This is a genomic window from Pseudomonas sp. P106(2024), from assembly GCF_057480815.1.
On the sequence record NZ_JBLIYU010000004.1, the window covers coordinates 345,688 to 368,654 of the forward strand.

The 22,967-nt window shown below is 65.4% G+C and carries 19 protein-coding genes; 7 read left to right on the top strand and 12 right to left on the bottom strand.

The features are described 5' to 3' along the window. Positions 1–135: 135 nt before the first annotated feature. From rnc to pdxJ, 4 genes are all read left to right on the top strand, one after another. Positions 136–825, top strand: a complete 690-nt coding sequence (gene rnc / locus AC25M7_RS10025; RefSeq protein WP_028690123.1) for a ribonuclease III — start codon at positions 136–138, stop codon at positions 823–825. Beyond that, on the top strand, positions 818–1,720 hold the full coding sequence (gene era, locus AC25M7_RS10030) for a GTPase Era (protein WP_028690122.1): 903 nt from the start codon (positions 818–820) through the stop codon (positions 1,718–1,720). Before rnc ends, era begins: the two co-directional genes overlap by 8 nt. 103 nt (positions 1,721–1,823) lie before the next feature. After that, positions 1,824–2,507: a DNA repair protein RecO gene (recO, locus tag AC25M7_RS10035; RefSeq protein ID WP_486970987.1), complete on the top strand. Its 684-nt coding sequence runs from the start codon at positions 1,824–1,826 to the stop codon at positions 2,505–2,507. 62 nt (positions 2,508–2,569) lie between these two features. Next, positions 2,570–3,292 carry a pyridoxine 5'-phosphate synthase gene (pdxJ, locus tag AC25M7_RS10040; RefSeq protein WP_189656959.1) on the top strand — a complete coding sequence of 241 codons (723 nt, stop codon included), beginning with the start codon at positions 2,570–2,572 and terminating at the stop codon, positions 3,290–3,292. 33 nt (positions 3,293–3,325) lie between these two features. Here pdxJ and AC25M7_RS10045 read toward each other — a convergent pair whose 3' ends face one another. Together AC25M7_RS10045 and AC25M7_RS10050 are read right to left on the bottom strand one after the other, a co-directional pair. Continuing rightward, positions 3,326–4,714 carry a heavy metal sensor histidine kinase gene (locus tag AC25M7_RS10045; RefSeq protein ID WP_088852667.1) on the bottom strand — a complete coding sequence of 463 codons (1,389 nt, stop codon included), beginning with the start codon at positions 4,712–4,714 and terminating at the stop codon, positions 3,326–3,328. Continuing rightward, positions 4,711–5,385 (bottom strand): heavy metal response regulator transcription factor, encoded by a 675-nt coding sequence (locus tag AC25M7_RS10050; protein ID WP_062364201.1) that lies wholly within the window; start codon positions 5,383–5,385, stop codon positions 4,711–4,713. The genes AC25M7_RS10045 and AC25M7_RS10050 overlap by 4 nt, the downstream gene beginning before the upstream one ends. Positions 5,386–5,654: 269 nt before the next feature. Here AC25M7_RS10050 and AC25M7_RS10055 point away from each other — a divergent pair, with 269 nt between their 5' ends. Further along, a complete protein-coding gene (locus AC25M7_RS10055) occupies positions 5,655–5,858 on the top strand; it encodes a hypothetical protein (protein ID WP_062364203.1) in 204 nt (67 codons plus the stop codon). A 72-nt stretch (positions 5,859–5,930) separates the two neighbouring features. Here the strand turns inward: AC25M7_RS10055 and cmoB are convergent, their stop codons facing one another. The 7 genes from cmoB to AC25M7_RS10090 form a co-directional block, all read right to left on the bottom strand. After that, the gene (gene cmoB, locus AC25M7_RS10060) at positions 5,931–6,887 is read right to left on the bottom strand and encodes a tRNA 5-methoxyuridine(34)/uridine 5-oxyacetic acid(34) synthase CmoB (RefSeq protein ID WP_486970988.1); all 957 of its coding nucleotides are present in this window, start codon (positions 6,885–6,887) and stop codon (positions 5,931–5,933) included. After that, a complete protein-coding gene (gene cmoA / locus AC25M7_RS10065) occupies positions 6,884–7,627 on the bottom strand; it encodes a carboxy-S-adenosyl-L-methionine synthase CmoA (RefSeq protein WP_028690115.1) in 744 nt (247 codons plus the stop codon). Before cmoA ends, cmoB begins: the two co-directional genes overlap by 4 nt. 90 nt (positions 7,628–7,717) lie before the next feature. Further along, positions 7,718–8,110 (bottom strand): protease inhibitor I42 family protein, encoded by a 393-nt coding sequence (locus tag AC25M7_RS10070; protein WP_486970989.1) that lies wholly within the window; start codon positions 8,108–8,110, stop codon positions 7,718–7,720. A gap of 137 nt (positions 8,111–8,247) precedes the next feature. Further along, positions 8,248–10,668: an endopeptidase La gene (gene lon / locus AC25M7_RS10075; protein WP_062363506.1), complete on the bottom strand. Its 2,421-nt coding sequence runs from the start codon at positions 10,666–10,668 to the stop codon at positions 8,248–8,250. Between the two features lie 152 nt (positions 10,669–10,820). Next, the gene (locus AC25M7_RS10080; protein WP_028690112.1) at positions 10,821–13,232 is read right to left on the bottom strand and encodes a glucose/quinate/shikimate family membrane-bound PQQ-dependent dehydrogenase; all 2,412 of its coding nucleotides are present in this window, start codon (positions 13,230–13,232) and stop codon (positions 10,821–10,823) included. 31 nt (positions 13,233–13,263) lie between these two features. Continuing rightward, entirely contained in the window at positions 13,264–14,610 is a 1,347-nt protein-coding gene (locus AC25M7_RS10085; RefSeq protein WP_062363509.1) for a carbohydrate porin, read from the bottom strand. A gap of 301 nt (positions 14,611–14,911) precedes the next feature. Then, positions 14,912–16,963, bottom strand: a complete 2,052-nt coding sequence (locus AC25M7_RS10090) for a TonB-dependent receptor (protein ID WP_486970990.1) — start codon at positions 16,961–16,963, stop codon at positions 14,912–14,914. Between the two features lie 369 nt (positions 16,964–17,332). Between AC25M7_RS10090 and AC25M7_RS10095 the strand changes: the two genes are divergently transcribed. Together AC25M7_RS10095 and AC25M7_RS10100 are read left to right on the top strand one after the other, a co-directional pair. Beyond that, positions 17,333–17,554 carry a VF530 family protein gene (locus AC25M7_RS10095; RefSeq protein ID WP_028690109.1) on the top strand — a complete coding sequence of 74 codons (222 nt, stop codon included), beginning with the start codon at positions 17,333–17,335 and terminating at the stop codon, positions 17,552–17,554. Next, positions 17,554–18,180, top strand: a complete 627-nt coding sequence (locus AC25M7_RS10100; protein WP_062363515.1) for a Pr6Pr family membrane protein — start codon at positions 17,554–17,556, stop codon at positions 18,178–18,180. The genes AC25M7_RS10095 and AC25M7_RS10100 overlap by 1 nt, the downstream gene beginning before the upstream one ends. A gap of 170 nt (positions 18,181–18,350) precedes the next feature. Here AC25M7_RS10100 and AC25M7_RS10105 read toward each other — a convergent pair whose 3' ends face one another. The 3 genes from AC25M7_RS10105 to AC25M7_RS10115 all read right to left on the bottom strand — a co-directional run bounded on the left by AC25M7_RS10105 (position 18,351) and on the right by AC25M7_RS10115 (position 22,866). Further along, a complete protein-coding gene (locus tag AC25M7_RS10105) occupies positions 18,351–19,112 on the bottom strand; it encodes a siderophore-interacting protein (RefSeq protein ID WP_028690107.1) in 762 nt (253 codons plus the stop codon). After that, positions 19,109–19,642: a PadR family transcriptional regulator gene (locus AC25M7_RS10110; RefSeq protein ID WP_028690106.1), complete on the bottom strand. Its 534-nt coding sequence runs from the start codon at positions 19,640–19,642 to the stop codon at positions 19,109–19,111. The genes AC25M7_RS10105 and AC25M7_RS10110 overlap by 4 nt, the downstream gene beginning before the upstream one ends. 104 nt (positions 19,643–19,746) lie before the next feature. Continuing rightward, entirely contained in the window at positions 19,747–22,866 is a 3,120-nt protein-coding gene (locus AC25M7_RS10115) for a transglycosylase domain-containing protein (protein WP_486970991.1), read from the bottom strand. Between the last annotated feature and the right edge of the window lie 101 nt (positions 22,867–22,967).

Here is a 22,967-nt window from a genome sequence, read left to right on the forward strand (position 1 = left end):
CGCCGATTGCATTTCTGACATAGGCTGTGTTCTCAAGGAGCGAGAGCTTTCGTCGGTTCCGGCGACAGACCGCAGTCAAACCGTCTTTCAGGATGTTGATTTGAACAACGCGTTGAACATTGCACGGGTGGCCCCATGAGCGCTTCCCTGGCCCGCCTGGAGCGCAAGCTCGGCTACACCTTCAAGAACCAGGACCAGATGCTGCTGGCCCTGACCCATCGCAGCTACGCCGGGCGCAATAACGAGCGCCTGGAGTTCCTTGGCGATGCCATCCTCAACTTCGTGGTCGGCGAGGCGCTGTTCGAGCGCTTCCCGCAGGCCCGTGAAGGCCAGTTGTCGCGCCTGCGCGCACGCCTGGTCAAGGGCGAGACCCTGGCGCGGCTGGCCCGCGGCTTCGACCTGGGCGAGTACCTGCGCCTGGGCTCGGGTGAGCTGAAAAGCGGAGGTTTCCGTCGCGAGTCGATTCTTGCCGACGCCCTCGAGGCCCTGATCGGGGCGATCTACCAGGACGCCGACATGCAGACCGCCCGCGAGCGGATCCTCGCCTGGCTGACCGACGAGTTCGATGGGCTGACCCTGGTCGACACCAACAAGGACCCCAAGACCCGCCTGCAGGAGTTCCTGCAGTCGCGTGCCTGCGAACTGCCGCGCTATGAAGTGGTGGACATCCAGGGCGAACCGCACTGCCGGACCTTTTTCGTCGAGTGCGAAGTGGTCCTGCTGAACAAGAAAAGCCGCGGCCAGGGCGTGAGCCGGCGTATCGCCGAGCAGGTCGCCGCTGCCGCCGCATTGATCGCCCTGGGCGTGGAGAATGGCAATGACTGAGAACACTTCGACCCGCTGCGGCTATGTCGCTATCGTCGGTCGCCCCAACGTGGGCAAGTCCACGCTGCTCAACCACATCCTCGGCCAGAAGCTGGCGATCACCTCGCGCAAGCCGCAGACCACCCGCCACAACATGCTCGGCATCAAGACCGAGGGTGACGTGCAGGCGATCTACGTCGACACCCCCGGCATGCACAAGGCCAACGACAAGGCGCTGAACCGCTACATGAACCGCAACGCCTCGGCGGCCCTCAAGGATGTCGACGTGGTGATCTTCGTGGTCGACCGTACCAAGTGGACCGACGAGGACCAGCTTGTGCTGGAGAGGGTGCAGTACGTGACCGGCCCGTTGATCATCGCGGTCAACAAGACCGACCGCATGGAAGAGAAGGCCGAGCTGATCCCGCATCTGCAATGGCTGCAGGAACAACTGCCGAACGCCGAAGTGATGCCGATTTCCGCGCAGCAGGGGCACAACCTCGAAGCGCTGGAAGCCCAGATCGCCAAGCACCTGCCGGAAAACGAGCACTTCTTCCCGGAAGACCAGATCACTGACCGCAGCAGCCGCTTCCTCGCCGCCGAACTGGTGCGCGAGAAGATCATGCGCCAGCTCGGTGCGGAGCTGCCGTACCAGATCACCGTGGAAATCGAGGAGTTCAAGCAGCAGGGCCACGTGCTGCACATCCATGCGCTGATCCTGGTCGAGCGTGACGGGCAGAAGAAGATCATCATTGGCGACAAGGGCGAGCGTATCAAACGTATCGGGTCCGAGGCGCGCAAGGACATGGAAGTGCTGTTCGACTCCAAGGTCATGCTCAACCTGTGGGTGAAGGTCAAGGGTGGCTGGTCCGACGACGAGCGCGCCTTGCGTTCTCTGGGTTACGGCGACCTGTAAGCCCCAATCCCTGCTTTTGCTCTTGTGGGAGCGGGCTTGCCCCGCGAAGGCGATCGCGGGGCAAGCCCGCTCCCACAGGCATTTCTGGCATCGAGAGATCCGAATGGACCAACCCACCCCCCAACCCGCCTACGTGCTGCACAGCCGCGCCTACAAGGAAACCAGCGCGCTGGTGGACTTCCTCACCCCCCTGGGGCGGGTGCGGGCGGTGCTGCGCCGGGCGCGGGGCAAGGGTGGCAGCCTGGTGCGGCCGTTCGTGCCGCTGGAAGTCGAACTGCGCGGGCGCGGCGATCTGAAGAACGTCGGTCGCATGGACAGCATTGGCATCGCAGCCTGGCTGCACGGCGATGCGCTGTTCAGCGGGCTCTACCTCAACGAGCTGTTGATGCGCCTGCTGCCCGCCGAGGCGCCGCATCCGGCGTTGTTCGAGCACTACACCCTGACCTTGCAGGCCCTGGCCGCCGGGCGGCCGCTGGAGCCGTTGCTGCGCTCCTTCGAATGGCGCCTGCTGGACGAGCTGGGCTATGCCTTCGCCCTGGATCATGACGTCAACGACACTGCCGTCGTCGCCGAAGGGCTCTATCGCCTGCAGGTTGACGCCGGCCTGGAGCGCGTCGAGCTGTTCCAGCCCGGGCTGTTCAAGGGCAGCGAACTGCTGGCCCTGGCCCAGGCCGACTGGGAAGCGCCTGGTGCGTTGCTCGCCGCCAAGCGCCTGATGCGCCAGGCCCTGGCGGTTCACCTGGGGCCCAAGCCGCTGGTCAGCCGGGAACTGTTTCGCAAGCGCTGAGCACGACGTATGCTGTGGGGCTCAATCTTCAGGAGAGCCCTTTCGTGACTCACAGCAACCGCATGCTTCTCGGCGTCAACATCGACCACGTGGCGACCCTGCGCCAGGCCCGGGGCACCCGCTATCCGGACCCGGTCAAGGCCGCCCTGGACGCCGAGGAAGCGGGTGCCGATGGCATCACCGTGCACCTGCGCGAAGACCGCCGGCATATTCAGGAGCGCGATGTGCTGCTGCTCAAGGACGTGCTGCAGACCCGCATGAACTTCGAGATGGGCGTCACCGAGGAGATGATGGCCTTCGCCGAGAAGATCCGCCCGGCGCATATCTGCCTGGTGCCGGAAACCCGCCAGGAGCTGACCACCGAAGGCGGCCTCGATGTGGCCGGCCAGGAGGCGCGGATCAAGGCGGCGGTCGAGCGTCTGTCGCGCACCGGCGCCGAAGTGTCGCTGTTCATCGATGCCGACGAGCGGCAGATCGAAGCCTCGCGCCGGGTCGGTGCGCCGGCTATCGAGCTGCACACCGGCCGCTATGCCGATGCCGAGACGCCGACCGAGGTCGCCGAGGAGCTCAAGCGCATCGTCGATGGCGTGGCGTTTGGTGTTGGCCAGGGCCTGATCGTCAATGCCGGTCATGGCCTGCACTACCACAACGTCGAGGCGGTGGCGGCAATCAAGGGCATCAACGAGCTGAACATCGGCCATGCGCTGGTGGCCCATGCACTGTTTGTCGGCTTCAAGGCGGCGGTGGCGGAGATGAAGGCGCTGATCGTCGCCGCTTCGCGCTGATTCAGCCCCTGGGGCTGCAAGGCAGCCCCAGCGTCATTCGGCTTTGAAGAGGAGGGTAAACCGAGTTGGCCCTTCGACCTGGCTGCTCACCTCGACCCGTCCCCCATGCAGCTGCATGATCGACTTGACGATCGCCAGCCCCAACCCCGTCCCGCCGTCCAATCGTGAACGTCCGGCGCCGGCCCTGTAGAACCGTTCGAACAGGTGCGGCAAGTATGCCTCGCCAATCCCCGGCCCGCGATTTTCCACCCACACGCCGATCTGGTCGCCGATTCGCTCGATGCCCACGGCCACTGGCTGGCCTTCAGGGCCATGGCGAATCGCATTGCTGAGCAGGTTCGATAGCGCCCGCTGGAACATTAGCTTGTCCGCCATCGCGGTACCCCAGCCTTGCAGGTGCAGGGAGATACCCTTGAGCTCGGCGCTGAAGGCGAACAGCTCGCTCACCCGCGCCACTTCGTCCGCCAGCGCCACGGGAACCAGGGCTACTTGGGTCTGCGGCTGGCTGACCTGGGCCAGGAACAGCATGTCGTTGATGATGCGGTTGAGCCGAGTCAGCTCCTCGACGCTGTCTTCCAGCGCCTCGCGGTACTTGTCGCCATCACGCTCGCGGGCCAGGGTGACCTGGGCCTTGCCCATCAGGTTGCCGATGGGCGTGCGCAGTTCGTGGGCCAAGTCGTCGGAAAACTGCGACAGCTGACGCACGCCCTGGTCGAGCCGGTCGAGCATCACGTTGATGGCGCGGGCCAGGTCGGCCAGTTCGACGGGCAGGCCCTCGTCCGGCAGGCGATGCTCCAGGTCCTGGGCCGAGACTTGCCCGGCGATCCGGCGAAAGTGCCGCAGCGGGCGCAGGCCTCGCTGCACCAGCTTCCACGCGGCGATGCCGATCAGCACCAGCAGCAGCGGCAGGGCCAGCAGGGTGGAGTGCAGGTAGGCCTGCAACAGGCTGTTGTCGTCGCTGCGGTTGAGCGACATCAGCACCTTGACCGGGGTGTCGTCGCGCAGGCGCATCAGGCGGCTGGCAGTGAGGATCTGGTTGCCATCGTCGTCGCGCCAGGTGTGGAAGGTCAGCCGGTTGTCGGCCTCCAGGTCCAGCAGGTGCTGCGACTGCAGCGCCGGCCCCAGGCTGAGCAGGGCCGGGTGGCGGCCGTTGATGGCCATCACGCTGAGGCTGAGGTTGTCATGGCCCATGACCAGGTCGAGCAGCGGGTGGGCGCGGGCGCCAAGGTCATCGCTGCGCAGATCGACGCGCAGGTTGTGCTCGACTTGCAGCATCTTGCGCGCCAGGTCCTTGCGCGCCCGGCTGTCCAGCTCGTGGTCGAGGGCGAACACCGCCAGGCACGCCAGCAGCAAGACCAGTGCCGCGCCGAGCAGGGTGACGGTCAGGCCCAGGCGCAGCGACAGGCTCGGGCGGCGCTTCACGCCCGGGCCTCGAGCACGTAGCCGACGCCGCGCAGGGTGTGGATCAGCTTGTCCTCGAACGGGTCGTCGATCTTCGCTCGCAAGCGGCGGATCGAGACCTCAACCACGTTGGTGTCGCAGTCGAAGTTCATGTCCCACACCAGCGAGATGATCTGTGTGCGTGACAGCACTTCGCCGCTCTGGCGCATCAGCAGGTGCAGCAGGGCGAACTCCTTGGCGGTCAGGTCGATGCGCTGGCCGCCGCGCCAGGCGCGGTGGCGGCCGGGGTCGAGTTCGAGGTCGGCGACCTTCAGCGTGCTCGGCTGCAGGTGCTGGTCGTTGCGCCGCAGCAGGCTGCGGATGCGCGCCAGCAGTTCGGGAAACTCGAAGGGCTTGAGCAGGTAGTCGTCGGCGCCCAGGTCCAGCCCCTTGACCCGGTCGGCCAGACGGCCATGGGCGGTGAGCATCATGATCCGCGTCGAGGATTCGGCGCGCAGGCGCTGCAGCACGCCCCAGCCATCGAGCCCGGGCAGGTTGACGTCGAGGATCACCAGGTCGTACGCCTGCTGGCGGGCCAGGTGCAGGCCGTCGGTGCCGGTATGGGCGCAGTCGACCACGTAGCCGTTCTCGCGCAGGCCCTGTTGCAGGTAGTCGGCGGTGCGGGGTTCGTCCTCGATGATCAGTAGGCGCATGGTCGGGCTCTGTGTGGAAAGGGGGCGATTCTCGACCCTGTAGTGACATCAGGGTCAAGCGGCGAGGATGTTACTGGATGCGAATGGGCAAGCGGCGGGAATAACGGATTTGTAATGCGCGGGTCATGTGCCTGACAGGGTGATCCTGTGGGAGCGGGCTTGTTCCGCGATACGGCTCTCTTGCAAGACTGTAATGTCCGCCTCACCTTGGTGTTAGCTCCCGCTTGCGATGATGGCCCTGTCGAAACGGTTATCACGAGGCAAGCACGATGAACCTGACCAAGTACCTGCTGCTGGCGATTCTCGCCCTGGGCAGCACCAGCGTTTTCGCCGAAGGCGGGGCTGAGCGTTCGAAGCAATTCTGGCAAGCGTTCCGCGACGACCAGGCGCGCCTGTACGGGGACAAGCAGCAGGCGCTGGCCGAGCGCGAGCGCAAGGCCGAGGAAAAGGCCCGGGAACTGGCCAAGGACTGAGTACCACACACTTGCGCCGCGACAGCTCCTCGGCGCAGGTGAACCTGGGCGCCCGAACGGGCGCCCTTTTTTTTATTTGCGTGCCAGCAGCGTGGCGCGGCGCGGGGCTGGCAGGCCTTCGATGGTCTTGTCGTGGTCGTTCGGGTCGAGGAAGTCGCCCAGCGACTGGTAGCGCATCCACTCGGTGCTGCGCTGCTCCTCGACGTTGGTGACGCTGACATCGACGCAGCGCACATCGCTGAAGCCGGCGCGGCGCAACCAGCGCTCCAGGGCCGGCACCGACGGCAGGAACCAGACGTTGCGCATCTGCGCGTAGCGATCCTCGGGTACCAGCACCTGGTTTTCGTCACCCTCGATCACCAGGGTTTCCAGCACCAGTTCGCCGCCCTTGACCAGACAGTCCTTGAGCGCCAGCAGGTGCTCGATGGGCGAGCGGCGGTGATAGAACACGCCCATGGAAAATACGGTATCAAAGCCTTCGAGGTTGGCCGGCAGCTCCTCGAGGGCGAACGGCAGGTGCCAGGCCGGCAGTTCAGGCAGGTACTGCTGCACGGCCTGGAACTGGCAGAAGAACAGCCAGTTGGGGTCCACGCCGATGACCATGTCGGCGCCGGCGCCGAGCATGCGCCACTGGTAGTAGCCGTTGCCGCAGCCTACATCGAGCACGCGCTTGCCCTTGAGGTCCAGGTGTGGGCCGACCCGTGACCATTTCCAGTCAGAGCGCCACTCGGTGTCGACATGCACGCCAAACAGGTCGAACGGGCCCTTGCGCCAGGGCGACAGGCCCATCAGTGCCTGCCGCATCTGCGCCCGGGTGGCGTCGTCGCAGGCGCAGTCCAGACGCAGGCCGTCGACCAGGTCGATTTCGCTGGGGGTCAGCCGCGGCAGTGCCTCGAGGGCGCCGCGCCAGCGGTCGAGGTCGCCGTGGCCCTTTTCCAGCTTGGCTTCGAGTTGCGCCTGCAGGCCCTGGGACCAGGTGGCAAGGGGCGTGCCCGCCAGGCGGCGGACGAGGGGGGACAGATCGATCATGGCAGGGCTATCAGCGAGGCGAAGTTGAGGCATTGGAACCAGGGCACGACCTTGGAGAAGCCGGCGGCGCGCAGGCGCTGCTCATGGGTTTCCAGGGTGTCGGGCTTCATCACGTTCTCGATGGCGCTGCGTTTCTGGGCAATTTCCAGTTCGCTGTAGCCATTGGCACGTTTGAAGTCCAGGTGCAGTTCGTTGAGCAGGTCCTGCTCCTGCGCGTCGGTGAAGCGCAGTTTTTCCGAGAGAATCAGCGCACCGCCCGGCAACAGGGCCTGATGGATGCGGCCGAGCAGCTCCAGGCGTTGCTCTGGGGCGACGAACTGCAGGGTGAAGTTCATCGCCACCACCGAGGCCGGTTCGAAGGGCAGGGTGAGGATGTCCGCCTCCAGCACCTGTACCGGCAGCAGCTCCTGGAACATCGAGTCCTGGGCGGTGAGGTACTGGCGGCAGCGCTCGACCATGGCCGCGGAGTTGTCCACCGCGATGACCCGGCAGCCGTCCGTGCGCACATGGCGGCGCAGCGCCTGGGTCACCGCGCCCAGCGAGGCGCCGAGGTCGTACAGCACGGAGTTCGGCTGGGCGAAGCGCGCGGCCAGCACGCCGAGGTTCTCGACGATGGTCGGGTAACCGGGCACCGAGCGCTTGATCATGTCCGGGAACACCTGCACCACGTCTTCGTTGAAGACGAAGTCGGGCACCTGCTCCAGGGGCTGGGCGAAAAGGCGGTCGGGTTGTTTGCTCACGGGCGGGTCCAGGCGGCTGGCAATCTACAGGGGCGGCATTCTAGCCAAACCACGGCAAGCTTGCATGACTCGCTGACCGGCGCCGTGCGCTCACTTCACCCGGATGGCGCAATCGAAGGTCTGCACCGGTCGCACTTCAGGGGCCCAGGGCTGCTGGTAGACCAGGATCAGGTGGCCTTCGCCGGCGGCCTTGACCTGGAAGCGCCAGGTGGAAAGCCCGCCGCTGCCGACGATGCCGGCTTGTTCCGGGGAGCTGTATACCTCGGGACCGAGGCTGCGCAGGATCTCCGAAGCCGGGTTCTGCAGCAGCCAGCGGTAGCCGGTGGTGGGGTTGCTGGGCAGGGTGAGGGTCATGGTCTGGCCGACGACCAGGCGCTTGGGGCACTCGCTTTCTCCGTCCAGTTCGACGGTGCGTTGCGGTTGCTGGGCGCAGGCGGTGAGCAGGGCCAGGGCGGCGGGAACAAGCAGGCGAGGGAGAGACATGTTGGCTCCTGAAGCTGGAATGGCCTGAGGATAACCGAAGCTGTCGCAGTTTTGTGGGGTGGTGGGGGGCCATCGCGGGGCCAGCCAGCTCCCACAGCGTATGCGTGGGAGCTGGCTGGCCCCGCGAAGACGGGCTGTCAGAACAACACTTTCGCCACGTCGGTAAAGCGCTTGGCGAAGTGCACGCTCAACCCTTCCTTCAGGTAGTCAGGCAGCTCTTCGAAATCGCCACGATTGGCCTCCGGTAGGATCAGTTCGAAGATTTTCTGCCGTCGCGCGGCGATCACTTTCTCGCGCACCCCGCCGATCGGCAGCACCTGGCCGGTCAGGGTCAGCTCGCCGGTCATGGCCACGCCTTTCTTCGGCGCCTGGTCGCGGGCCAGCGAGAGCAAGGCACTGGCCATGGTCACGCCGGCGCTGGGGCCATCCTTGGGCGTGGCGCCCTCGGGCACGTGCAAGTGGATGAACGCCTCGTTGAAGTAGCCGGGCGTGCCACCGAACTGCTTGAGGTTCGAGCTGATGTAGCTGTAGGCGATCTCTGCCGATTCCTTCATCACGTCACCCAGCTGCCCGGTGAGCTTGAGGCCGCGGTTGAGGCTGTGGATATGCGTGGCCTCGATCGGCAGGGTGGCACCGCCCATGCTGGTCCAGGCGAGACCTGTTATCACGCCCTTGCCGGCCAGTACCTGCTCGCTGCGAAACACCGGCATGCCCAGGGCGGGCTCGAGGTCCTTGGCGGCGATCTTGAGTTTGGCCTGCGGATCTTCCAGCAGCTTGACCACCGACTTGCGCACCAGCTTGCCCAGCTGTTTCTCCAACTGACGCACACCGGCTTCGCGGGCATAGCCCTCGATCACCGCACGCAGGGCGGCGTCGTTGATGCTCAGGCTGGTCTTGGCCACGCCGGCCTTGTCCAGCTGCTTGGGCCACAGGTGGCGCTTGGCAATGGCCAGCTTTTCCTCGGTGATGTAGCCGGACAGGCGGATCACTTCCATACGGTCGAGCAACGGGCCGGGGATCGAGTCGAGGGTGTTGGCGGTGCAGACGAACAGCACCTTGGACAGGTCCAGGCGCAGATCGAGGTAATGGTCGAGGAAGTCGACGTTCTGTTCCGGGTCGAGGGTTTCCAGCAGCGCCGAGGCCGGGTCGCCCTGGTAGCTCTGGCCCATCTTGTCGATCTCGTCGAGCATGATCACCGGGTTCATCACCTCGACTTCCTTCAGCGCCTGCACCAGCTTGCCCGGCTGGGCGCCGATGTAGGTGCGGCGGTGGCCCTTGATCTCGGCCTCGTCGCGCATGCCGCCGACACTGAAGCGGTAGAACGGTCGGCCCAGGGACTCGGCGATGGACTTGCCGATGCTGGTCTTGCCGACGCCCGGCGGACCCACCAGCAGCACGATGGAGCCGCTTATCTCACCTTTCCAGGCGCCCACGGCGAGGAACTCGAGGATGCGCTCCTTGATGTCGTCCAGGCCCGCGTGGTGGCGGTCGAGGACCTTGCGCGCGTGCTTGAGGTCGAGCTTGTCCTTGCCGTACACGCCCCAGGGCAGAGCCGTGGCCCATTCCAGGTAGTTGCGGGTGACGGCGTACTCCGGCGAGCCGGTCTCGAGGATGGCTAGCTTGCCCATCTCCTCGTCGATGCGCTTTTTCGCCTGGTCAGGCAGGGTCTTGCCCTCCAGGCGCTGCTGGAACTGCTCCAGGTCGGCGCTGCGGTCGTCCTTGGTCAGGCCCAGCTCCTGCTGGATGACCTTGAGCTGCTCCTTGAGGAAGAACTCGCGCTGGTGCTCGCCGATCTGCCGGTTCACCTCGGCGGAGATCTCGTTCTGCAGCCGGGCCACCTCGACTTCCTTGCGCAGCATCGGCAGGACCTTTTCCATGCGTTTGAGCATGGGTACACAGTCGAGCACTTCCTGCAGCTGGTTGCCGGTGGCCGAGGTGAGGGCGGCGGCGAAGTCGGTGAGTGGCGAGGGGTCATTGGGGCTGAAGCGGTTGAGGTAGTTCTTCAGCTCTTCGCTGTACAGCGGGTTGAGTGGCAGCAGTTCCTTGATCGCGTTGATCAGGGCCATGCCGTAGGCCTTCACTTCGTCGGTGGGCTCCGCCGGCTGGCGTGGGTAGTCGACCTCCACCAGGTAGGGTGGGCGGTGGTGCTTGAGCCAGGTGCGGATACGCACGCGGGTCAGGCCCTGGGCGACGAACTGCAGCTTGCCGCCTTCGCGGCTGGCGTGGTGGACCTTCACCAGGGTGCCGTACTCGGGCAGGGCCTTGGTGTCGAAGTGGCGGTGGTCTTCCGGCGGGGTGTCCATGAAGAACAGCGCCAGGGCGTGGTGCGGGGTCTTGGCGACCAGGTCGAGGGTTTCGGCCCAAGGTTCTTCGTTGACGATCACCGGCAGCACTTGCGCGGGGAAGAATGGGCGGTTGTGGATCGGGATCACGTAGACCTTGTCCGGCAGTTGCTGGCCGGGCAGGGCGAGGTGGTGGCCGGGGGCGGCCTGGGGATCGAGGTGTTCGACTTCGCTGTGTTCGTCGGGATGTTCAGGGAAATCCTGCTGGTCGCTCATGGGGCACCTGCGTGAATGGCTATGGTGCTTAGATGGGGCGGTGGTGGGCAGGTTTCAATGGTAGACGAAGGGGGGAGAACCGCGGGGGGAACAATAGCGGGTAAGCCCGCTCCCTGGTTGGGAGCGGGCCTGCCCTGCGACAGGCGTGACGCTTACTCAGCCAATTTGTAAGCGATGATGTAGTCGCCCATTTTAGTGCCCAGCGAGCCATGGCCGCCCGCGGTGACCAGCACGTACTGCTTGCCGTCCTTGCCGGTGTAGCTCATCGGCGTGGCCTGGCCGCCGGCCGGCAGACGAGCCTTCCACAACTCCTGGCCGTTCTTCACGTCATAGGCGCGCAGGTACTGGTCCAGGGTGCCGCTGAGGAAGCCCACGCCACCGGCGGTGACGATCGAGCCACCCATGCTTGGCACGCCCACCGGCATGCCGATCGGCACCGGGGTGCTGTCGCGGGTGGTGCCGTTCTTGTGCTTCCACACCACCTTGTTGGTGAACAGGTCGATGGCCGCCACATAGCCCCAGGCCGGTGCCTGGCACGGGATGCCCAGCGGCGACATGAACGGGTGCATGGTCACCGCGTACGGCGCGCCGGCGTTCGGCTGCACGCCGCTGGTCTCGCTTTCGCGTTTGCTGCCTTCTGCTACCTGCTCGCGCGGGATCATTTTCGACACGAAGGCCATGTAGTTCGGCGAGGTGAAGAGGATCTGGCGCACCGGGTCGACCGACACGCTGCCCCAGTTGAACACGCCTACGTTGCCTGGGTAGACCAGGCTGCCCTGCTCGGAAGGCGGCGTGTACTGGCCTTCGTAACGCAGGCTGCGGAACTGGATGCGGCAGAGCATCTGGTCGAACGGCGTGGCGCCCCACATGGCCTGTTCGGTCAGATCGGGGCCGAGCAGGTTGAGGTCGGAGCGGGCCTGGGTCGGCGCGGTGTGGTCGCCTTTCACGGCGCCCTGCGGTACCGGGATCTCGCGGATCGGCACGATCGGCGTGCCGTCGCGGCGGTCGAGCACGTACAGGCTGCCTTGCTTGGTCGGCACGATGACCGCCGGCTTGACGCCGTCGTCGGTCTTCAGGTGAACCAGGGTCGGCTGGCTGCCGACGTCCATGTCCCACAGGTCGTGGTGGGTGAACTGGTAGTTCCAGCGCGCCTTGCCGGTGGCCAGGTCCAGGGCGACGATGCCGGCGCTGTACTTCTCGGCACCCGGAGTGCGGTCGGCACCCCACTGGTCGGGGGTCTGGTTGCCCAGCGGCAGGTAGATCATGCCCAGGTCTTCGTCGACGCTGGCGATCGACCACATGTTGGCCGAGTTGCGGCTGTACATTTTCCCGTCGGCCAGGGGCTTGGTGTCGTCCGGGTTGTTGCTGTCCCAGTTCCACACCAGATGGCCGTCGTGCACGTCGTAGGCGCGGATTACGCCGGACGGCTCGTTGGTCGATTCGTTGTCGGTGACATGGCCACCGATGATCACCAGGCTGCGGGTGATCGCCGCGGGCGAGGTGGAGTAGTAGCCACCGGCGGTGAACGGGCCGATGCCGCGGGTCAGGTCGATCACGCCCTGGTTGGCGAAGCCTTCGCAGACCTTGCCGGTGTCGGCGTTGATGGCGATCAGGCGGGCGTCGGCGGTGGGCAGGTACAGGCGGCGCGGGCATGCCTGGGCCACGGCCTGGCCTGCGTCGGTGATCTTCGGCGCGGGGCTGCCGTCACGGCTGACGTAGTTGTTCTCGTCATAGTACGAGACGCCGCGGCAGGTCATGTGGGCGAAGCCCTTGAAGGTGCCGGTAGGGCTCTTGACCTGGGGGTCGTAGCGCCAGATTTCGGCGCCGGTATCCGGGTCCAGGGCCAGCAGGCGGCTGTGGGCGGTGCAGGCATAGAGCATGCCGTTGACCTTCAGCGGGGTGTTCTGGTTGGTCAGCTCCACCGGGTCGTTTTCGCTTGGCAGATCGCCGGTGCGGATGCGCCAGGCCTCTTCCAGGCGGTAGGCGTTCTGCGGCGTGATCTGGCGCAGCGGCGAGTAGCGGTCGCCGTGTTCGGTGCGGCCGTAGGCCTGCCATTCACCCTCCGGCATGGCCGGAGCGGCGCTGCCCATCTCGCTGTTGTCGCGGGTGAACTCGCCACGGATCTCGCCCGGGTGGGTGAACTGGCTGGCCACGGCGGTGGCGCCGGAGGCGACCACGGCGACGCTGAGCAGGGCGGTGTTGACTTTCGACGCGGGGCCGACCAGCGGGCGGCGTGCCCACGGCAGCAGCAGGACCACGCCGATGGCGAACCAGATGGCCAGGCGCGGCACCAGCTGCCACCAGTCCAGGCCGACTTCCAGCAGCGCCCAGGCGGTGCTGCCCAGCAGCATCAGGCCATACAGGCCCAGGGCGATGCGACGCTTGGCCAGCAGCAGGATGCCGGACAAGGCGAAGCCGATACCGGCAATCAGGTAGTAAAGCGAGCCACCCAGCTGGCTCAGCTTGATGCCGCCGGCCAGCAGGGCCAGCCCCATCAGCAGCAGCAATACGCCCATCAGGCGCGGTAGCCAGCGGGTTCCATTCTTGGCACCGTCAGTGCTCATCGTCTGTTCTCCGTAGTGTGAAAGGGTCGGGTTAGAAACTGCTCTGGATCTTCAGGCCGCCGATCAGGGCGTCGTCGACCCGCGACACCCCGCCCGGATGGCGGATGTACTGCAGGTTCGGGCGCACGGTGAGCCAATCGGCCAGGTGGATGCCGTAATAGAGTTCGGCGCTGTATTCGGTGTCCTGCACGGGCAGGAAACCGGGGTTGTCGTAGTCGTCCAGGCCGTTGGCCTGGTTGATGAGGCGGGCGTTCTTGCGGTAGCCGGGATTGACGTGCACGCGGGCCAGGGCGAAACCGATGTCGTCCTTGGCGCGGGCATCGAAGGGCCCTTTGTAAACCACACCTGCCTGCACATAGTTGTCGATGGCATTGGTCTTCTTGTCGTGCACCGTGGCATTGGCGAACAGGCTCAGGCCGCGCGACTGGTCGGAGGCCAGCGCGGTTACCTGCTGCTGGGCGCCGAGCCACAGGCCATGCTTGCTCGAGCTGCTGCGGTAGGCGGCGCCGCTGATGGCGGCAGGCGCGCCGGTGCTGTCCTTGAGTACATCCTGTGCCTTGGCATTACTGTAGTAGTAGCCGGCGCGATATTCCCCTTTCAGGCCATTGACCCGCGGGCTCCAGACCAGTTCGATCGGCATCACCGCGCCCTGGGTGCCGCTGCCGCTGAGCTTGAAGCCGTTGCCGCTCTCGAGGTTGGAGGGGTTCTGCTCGAAAACGCCGACCTGGGCGTAGAGTGCGTCGTTCAGGTTGTAGCGCACGCGCAGGGCCCACTGGCTGACCGGCCAGTTGTACCAGATGCCGCCGACCCAGTTGCCCACCTGCGAGCCGCAGAACGCCAGGTTCTGGAAGTCGCAGGGGAAGCTGTTGAAGTCCTCGCCTTCGCCAAAGCGGCCGAATTTCACGTCCAGCGTGCCATCGAAGTATTTCTGCTTGATCCACATCTGCGTCAGCCGCCAGGTCTCGCCACGGCCCCAGACCTCCTGGGCCGAGGTGAAACCGCCGACGCGCGGGTCGTTGATGCGGTCGTTGCTGATGTTGTCGCCATGGCGTTCGGTGACGGTCAGCTGGAACTCGGTGTCTTGCCAGCCGAGGATCTTTTGCAGGTCCATGTTCACGCCGAAGGTGAACTGGTCGCTGTAGCGCGCCGCGCGGTCATGGCTGTAGCCGCCGTGCAGGTTGCTGCCCATCTCGCCGGTGTAGCCGAGGGTGAAGTCATAACCTTCCTCCAGCAGCTCGCTGCGGGTTCCGCCCCAGTCTCCGAGCATCCACGGCGAGTCCTTGGCGAACATTTCGCTGGCGCTGGTGGTGGGGGACAGGGCGCCGAGCAGGGTGGCGAGGGCGAGGCCGGAGTAGCGGGTATTGGGCAGCTGGAGCATGAGATAGCGCTATCTTTTGATTTTTGAAGAAACGGCAAGCGCAACGAAGTGCGAGATCTTCGAAGGGAAATGACTGCGTTGGGTATCGAATGAAGCGATTCAGCTTGCGGCGGGGAGGATATAGGGGAAGTTGTAAGAAAAAAAGACAAAATGTCGCAGGGGATTGTTGCTGACGGGGTAACAGTAAGTGCGCAGGAGGCTGCACCGTAGCCTATTCGCCGGCAAGTCGGCTCCCACCGGTACAGCGCAGTCCTGTGGGAGCCGGCTTGCCGGCGAAAGGGGCGCATAGCGCCCCTGGCAATCAGAAGCTGGTACGCAGCCCCACTTGCACACTACGCCCCGGCGCCGGCGCGATATCACGCAGGATCGAGCTGGCATAGCGCACGGTCTGGTCGGTGAGGTTCTCGCCGCGCACGAAGGCCAGCCATTCACTCTGGCCGATGTCGAAGCGATACCCCAGGCTGGCGCCGAGGGTGGTGTAGCCATCGGTGCTGGTCTCGTTGGCCGGTTTGCGATGCTGTGACGCCGCGTGCTGCACATCGACACGCGCCTGCCAGCGGTCCAGCTCCCAGACCAGGCCGCTGTTCAGGCGCAGCGGGGCGATGCGCGGCAGCGGCTCGCCGCTGTCGAGGTTCTTGGCCCGGGTGTAGTCGCCGGACAGTTCCAGGGCGAAGCTGCCGTAGCGGTTTTTCAGCAGTTGCCAGCGGTCCTGGGCCTCGATGCCGTAGAAACGTGCCCGCACGCCCTGATAGGCATACTCGAGGATATCGCCGTGGTCATGATCATGGTCGTGATCGTGGTCATGATCGTCGTGGTCGTGATGATGGCCTTCACGCAGGTTGCCGGTGCCAATCAGGCCGATGTAGTTGCGAAAATGGCTGTAGAACACGCCGACGCTGCCCTTGTGGGTGCCGTTGTCGAAGCGCAGGGCCAGGTCGGTGGAGATGGCCTTCTCCTTGTTCAGGTTCGGATCGCCGATCTCGTAGGCGCCGGTGGCCACGTGGGCACCGTTGGCGTACAGCTCGTAGAAAGTCGGCGCGCGCTCGGTGTAGCCAAGGTTGGCGGCCAGCGACCAGATCGGGTCGAGCTGGTACACCGCGCCCGAGGACAGGCTCAAGGCGTTGAAGCTGCTGGCGCTGTCGGCCCCGGCGAAGTTCTCGTTGCCCTTGGCATCCGGATCGACCCGGGTGTGTTCCAGGCGCGCGCCCAGGCTCAGGTTCAGGCGTTCGCTGGCCTGCCATTGCTCAAGCAGGAACAGCGCCAGGCTGTCGGTATCGGTGTGCGGGACAAAGGCTTCCTCGCCCAGCGCGGAGAATTCGTTGCGGCTGACCTGGGCGCCGACCACGCCCTCGACCGGGCCCAGCGGCTGGTGACGGGCCTCGATGCGCGCTTCGTAGCCTTTGTTCTTGAAGGTGGTGTGCACCTCGCCGCTTTCGATTTCGCGGTGCTGGTAGTCGGTGTAGCCGGCATCGACCTTGACCGAGCTGAACGGCCCGTCGAGGTCGCGCAGTTCCGAGGCGAAGCCGTAGTGGTCCTGCTGCATGTCCAGGCGCACGCCGGGCTCGGCCACCGAGCCGTAGTTGCTGTCGTAGCGGCTGTAGGACAGGCCGGTGTAGCCGTGATCCCAATGGTACGAACCGCCGATCGCACCGCCGTCCTGGCGACCATCGCTGTTCTCCAGGCGGTGCTTGCCGCCGGGCTCGTCGGCATCGCGGACCTTCGAACTGCGGGCGTAGCCGGGGATGCGCAGGTCGTTGAACTGGCGGCTGTTGGCGTCCAGGTGCAGGGCGAAGGCGCCGTTGCCGGCCTCCAGCTTGCCAGCGCTGCTGCGGGTGGTGTCGGCGCCGCCGTAGCGCAGCTCGCCCGCGCCATGGATGCCGTCGATGGGTGAGTCGGGGATGCGGTTGTCGAAGGTGTTGACCACGCCGCCGATGGCGTTGCCGCCATATAGCAGGGCGGCCGGGCCGCGGACGATCTCGACCCGCTCGACGGTGACCGGGTCCAGTGGCACGGCGTGGTCGTAGGACAGCGACGAGGCGTCCAGGGCGCCGACGCCGTTGCGCAGGATACGAATACGGTCGCCGTCCAGGCCGCGGATTACCGGGCGGCTGGCACCGGGGCCGAACCAGGTGGAGGCGACGCCGGGCTGTTTGTTGAGGGTTTCACCGAGGCTGGCGTGTTGCTGTTGCAGCAGGTCGTCGCCTTCGAGGACGGTGCTGGGCGCGGCCAGTTGGGCGTTGCCCAGCGGGTTGGCAGTGATCACCTGGGGTTGCAGTTCCACGGCCTGGCTGGAGGTGGAGGCCAGCCAGAGCGCGACGGCAAGGGGAGAGAGGTGCAGCGGCATGTGACGCATGGGGATGTGGCGTTCCTTGGCAGAATTGTTAATAGTTACTTTATAACATTTCATCACAAGCTGTTTGCCACGGGCCAGTACTTTGTGAAGTAACGTGTTTACCCTGTAGGCGATCGTCCAGCCCTGTGGGAGCGGCTTTGCGTCGCGAAAGGGCTGCGCAGCAGCCCCGGCAATTTTTGATGGTGGCTCAGAACCTGGGGCCGCTGCGCACCCCTTTCGCGACGCAAGGCCGCTCCCACAGAGGACAGTTTCCAGCGCGACAGCGTGGCCCGAAGGGCTGGGCAGTCTCCTACAGGGCTCAGCGGTAGAGGCTGTAGATGCCACTACACTCGTGTAAGGTGCGCACCTTCCCGAACCTGGAGCACTGGCATGAGCACGGCCAATCACAACGCGCTGCACGGCAAGACCCTCGAGCAGATCCTTACCGAACTGGTGGCGCACTACCAATGGCAGGGCCTGGCCGAGCGCGTCGACATCCGCTGCTTCAAAAGCGACCCGAGCATCAAGTCGAGCCTGACCTTCCTGCGCAAGACCCCGTGGGCACGGGAAAAGGTCGAGCAGCTGTACGTGAAGCTGCAGCGCAAAGGCTGATGCCGCCCCGCCCCTGGCTGACCCTGGCGGCCGTCCTCGGCTGGACGGGTCTGGCGATCCAGTTGTACCTGGTGCTGCTGGCGCGCTGGCAGGAGCAGGCCAGCCTGATCGGCGGGCTGGTCAACCTATTCTGTTTTTTCACGGTGTTGAGCAATACGCTGGTGGCCACCGTGCTCAGCCAGGCCGCGTTCGGCCGCGAGTCGGCGGCCAGGCGCTGGTTCTTGTCACCCGCTGTGAGCTCATGCATCGCCGCGAGCATTCTGCTTGTGGCACTGGCCTACAGCCTGTTGCTGCGCCACCTTTGGCAGCCCCGGGGCTGGCAGTGGCTGGCGGACGAACTGCTGCACGATGTGATGCCGCTGGTGTTCGTCCTGTACTGGTGGCTGGAGGTGCCCAAGGGGCAATTGCGGCTCTGGCACCTGGCGGCCTGGGCGCTGTACCCGGTGTTGTATTTTGCCTTCGTGCTGCTACGCGGGCATGAGATTGGGGTCTATCCCTATCCGTTCATCGACGTGGCACGGTTGGGATATGGGCAGGTGCTGGGCAATGCCCTGATGGTGCTGGCGGGATTCTGGGGGATCGGGTTGGTATTGCTGGGGTTGGATCGCTGGCGCAGGCATTCATGAGATTGGCCATATGCAATCCCTGTAGTAGCGGCCTTGTGTCGCGAACGGGCCGCACAGCGGCCTCGGCAATTTCTGCCTTGGCGCTGAGATCCCGGGGCTGCTTTGCAGCCCTTTCCGACCGGGCCGACACCTCGGCAAGGCCGCTCCTACACGGGGTGTGCAGATTCTGATCATTCGTCGTCGGCAGTGCCGTCAGCTCGCCAGTAAGCCGCAGCCTTGAGGGCATCCTCGGGAACGCCTTTCTCCAGCAGCAGCGCCTTGGCCTGGCGGGTCAGAGCCTTCTCCAGCGCCACCCAGCCATACAACCGGCCCTGGGGCAACGCCAGGTGCTTCACTCGCTCCAGCACATCCTCCTGGTGCCGGCGCACCCAGATCACCTCGACCTGGGCCTTGCTCGTCAGCACCTGGCGCTCCTGCTCGTCCTCGATCTGGATCACCGCCAGTACCTGGCGGCCCGCCGGCAGTTCTTCCAGGCGACGGGCAATGGCCGGGATCGCCGTCTCGTCGCCGATCAGCAAGTAGCTGTCGAAGATATCCGGCACCACCATCGAGGCCCGCGGGCCGGCGATGTCCAGGGTCTGGCCGGGCGCGGCCTGGGCCGCCCAGGTGGAGGCGGGGCCATCGCCATGCAGGACGAAATCGATATCCAGCTGGTTGTTCACCAGGTCGATGCGCCGTGGCGTGTACTCGCGCATGGTCGGCCGGGCGCCGCCATCACGGCCCAGGTTGCGCGCGTCGATGGCCTGCTGCTCTTCGGGCGTGCAGGCGAACAGCAGCTTGATGTGGTCGTCCGTGCCGACACTGGTGAAACCGGTTAGCTCCGCGCCACCGAGGGTAATGCGGCGCATGCGCGGGGTGAGGTCGGTGACCCGCAGCACTTCGAGGCGGCGCTGGCGAATCTCATGGTTGACGCGATGAATGGTGTCGCTCATGGGGTGTTCTCCGTAACAAGGTTGGCCGGCCCGGAGGCGATGGCCTTGGCGGTGTCGTTGAGCAGGTTGCGCACCCGCTCGATCTCTTCGCTGGTCCAGCGGCCGCTGTGCATGTGCAGGGCGTGGCGCAGGTTGCCGACCGCTTCATGGATTTCCGGCGGCCGGTCGTGGCCGCGCAGGGCGCGCTTGCTAACCTCGATGCGCATGCGCACGCCGTCGAGGGCGACGGCCTGTTCCTGCAAGGCACTGCGGCCGGCATCGGTGATGGCGTAGAGGCGCTTGCTGCCCTGGATGGCGCCGGTGACCAGCTCGGCTTCCTCGAGATAGCTAAGTGTGGGGTAGATCACCCCGGGGCTGGGGCTGTAGCTGCCGTCGAAGAGGGTCTCGATCTGGCGGATCAGGTCGTAGCCATGGCCGGGTTGCTCGGCCAGCATCGAAAGCATCAGCAACTTCAGGTCGCCCGGGGCGAATACCCGCGGGCCACGTTCGCCGCGGCCGGGACGGCGTTCGAAGGGGTCGTGGTCGCGCATGGGGAAGGGCTCCGTCTGTTTAGATATATCGCAAGATATTACTCAAGATATATCTAAAGACAAGCCCTCAAATGCAGATGATTATCATCTGTTTTTTTGATGGTTCAGGACTGGCCTGCCACTTGTGGTGCCTTGCAGGCGGTGGGATTGCCCGGCTCCAGATACGGCATGAGAATCGGTGCCATGCCCTTGAGCACCTGCACCGGCAACGCCGAGGTGAACGTGAACGCTTCTGCCGAGCGCCCCGGGACGAACGCGGTAAGGGTGCCGAAGTGGTTGTCGCCGAGGAAGAACACGAAGGTCGCGGTGCGGTTCAGCGAACGCGAGCCGATCAACCGGCCGCCGGCGCCGAAGCTTTCGATGCGGTTGTCGCCGGTGCCGGTCTTGCCGCCCATCACCAGCGGGGTGCCGTCGTGCAGCTTGAAGCTGCCGGAGATGCGCCGCGCGGTGCCGGCGTCGACCACCTGCGACATGGCGCCCTTGAGCGCCCGGGCGACTTCCACCGGGAGAATCCGCTGGCCACGGTCCGGGTCGCTGATCAGCTGCGTTTCGTAGGGGGTGTTCTGGGCGAAGTGCAGGGTGTCGATGCGCAGCGTGGGCAGGCGCACGCCGTCGTTCTGGATGATCCCGACCAGTTCGGAGAGCGCGGCCGGACGGTCGCCGGAGCTGCCGATGGCGGTGGCCAGCGACGGTACCAGGTGGTCGAACGGGTAGCCGACGCGCTTCCAGCGCTGGTGGATATCGGTGAACGCCTCGATCTCGACCATGGTGCGGATGCGGCTGTCGCGGGCGCCCTGGTGGCGGCTCTTGAACAGCCAGCCGTAGACCTCCTGGCGCTCGAAGCGGCTAGCGTTGAGGGCGTCCTTGAGCGAGGCGCCGGGGTTCTTCAGCAGGTAGCCGAGCAGCCACAGGTCCAGCGGGTGGACTTTGGCGATGTAGCCCTGGTCAGGCAAGTCGTACTTGCCCGGGCCGTAGGCTTCGTACATCTCCACCAGGCGGCCGTCGGTGAGCTTGGCCATGGCCTTCTTGTCTTCCTTGCTGTGGGCGCGAACGAAGGCGTTGAAGGTCTCCTGGCCGGCCTCGGGGAACAGGTAGCGGTGCACCGCGGCCAAGCGCTGCGGGGTTACCCGCATGCTGTCGAGGAAGGTGTCCAGGCGCTGCTGCGAGGTCTTGCGCTGGTACTTCTTCCAGAAACGCATGGTGTAGTTGGAGCCTTCGCGGTCGGCGAAGCGCGCCAGGTATTCCTGGCGGCGCGGATCGCTGTCGTCCCTGAGCAGTGGTTCGCGGTTGAACGGCTGCTGATAGGTGACGTAGCGCACGATGTCGCGCATCAGGCGGATGAACGGCAGGTTGATCGACTCGCGCAGGGCATCCTTGAGCGTGGGGTTGCGATTGTTGTCTTCCTTGCGGAAGTTGTTGAACACATGCATGCCGCCACCGGTAAAGAAGGCCTCGCCGGTGTTGGCCGAGTACTTGCGCTCGAGCGCCGCGTCGAGCATGGCATCCAGGCCTTGGTTCTTGCTGTTCTGCATCAGCCATTCCAGCGACCACTGGGTGATGCGGTCGAGCTCGGCCACCGGGACCTTCTTCAGCTCGGCCGCCGGCTTGCCGGCATACTTGTCGTGCAGCTCGGCGATGATTTCCAGGTAGGTGGTCAGCACCCGCAGCTTGGCGGTGGAGCCCAGTTCGAGCTTGCTGCCTTCATTGATGTCGAAGGGCTGGTTGGTGCTGTCGGTCTGCACCCGTACCCGCGAACCGTCGGCGGTACGTTCGAACAGGGTAAAGCTGTAGCTCACCTGGTCGGTGGTCTTGGCCGTGAGCAGGCGTTCGCCGATCAGGCCCATCTGCGCGGCGAATACCGGGTCGGCGAGGTTTTTCAGGTACTGGCTGACCTGCACCTGCAGGTCGGCCTGCAGGGTGCTGGTGGCCGACAGATCGAGGCGGTCGAGGTCGTAAAGCGGCCGGTTGAGCATGGCTGCCAGGCGGTTGCGGGCCAGGCTGATGCCTTTGTTGGTGATAATCGGCACGATGGTCGGCTGGGCCACCCAGTCGCGGTACACCGCCTTGCTGGCCAGGGCGGCGTCGGCCAGGGCACGCTCGATGATGCCGTTGGCGGCGAGTACGCGGATGTGCGAATCGGTGAGCTCGGCCAGTTCGATGCGGCCCTTGGACAGGTAATGCGAAGGGCGGCGCTGGGCGATCATCAGCGACAGCACCTGGCGCAGGGCCAAGCCGCGTTCGGCCATGCTCTTTTCGTCGCTGGCGGTGGAGGTGAGGGCCTGGTTGACCTGGTCGAAGTCGGCGCCGTACCACACCCGCAGGCCTTCGGCCATGCCGTGCACCTCGCCGTGGCCGGGTACCGCCGACAGCGGCACGCTGTTGAGGTAGTCGCGCACGATGCGCTCGCGAGCCTCGGTGGTGTCGGGGCCGCCCTGGTAGGCACGCACGCTGGCGGAAATCATCTGGCGGATCTTCTCGGCGCCTGAGACGGTCAGCCCGTCCGGCGAGTGGCGGTATTTCTCCAATTGGGTGGCCAGGGTGCTGCCGCCGGCTGACTGCCCGGGCAGGGCCAGGTACTTGGCCACCTGGCTATAGGCGGCCTTGGCGAAGCGTGGCCAGTCCACCGCTGGGTTGTTCTGCGGGTCTTTCGGGTCGAGCAGGTCGCGGTTCTCGATGAACAGCAGGCTGTTGACCATCACCGGCGGGATCGCCGCAAAGTTCGGGTACAGGTGCTGCGGGTAGTTGTATTGATAGAGCATGTCGCCGCGGCAGTCGGTGATCGACAGGCCAGCCTGGATCTTCTCCACATAGGGGACGAACAGGCCGTGATCGACGTAGTTCATCAGCGCTGGGGAGAAACGCACCTGCTGGTTGATCAGGTAGTCGCGCTTGAGCAGTCGCGGCAGGAATTCGCCCAGGGCGCTGTAGCCCAGGCGCCTGTCGAACGGACCCTCGCCCGGGTAGACGATGGCATCGCTCGGGCCGGGCTCAAGGGCGTAGGTGAGGGTACCGGCCAGGCGGCTGAACTCACGCGATTGCAGGCGCGAGGTCTGGAATTCGTCATAGGCGGCAAGGCCCACCGCGACCAGGCCGATCAACAGGATGAGCAGGATCAGGCGCCACCACAGGCGGCGCTGACGTGGGGTCTTGGGCAAGGGGGCTTCAGCCTGAGGTGCTTTGGGTGCTTCCGTTCTGGTTGGTTCCGATTGCCACAGTGCGCCCATAGTCTTGAGTCCGGCCAGGTGTTTTCGCGTTGCTTGTCTGAAGCTTAGACGCTGGCCAAGTTTGGTGAAAAATTTGTAAGAAGCTTCGAGCGATAGCGTAT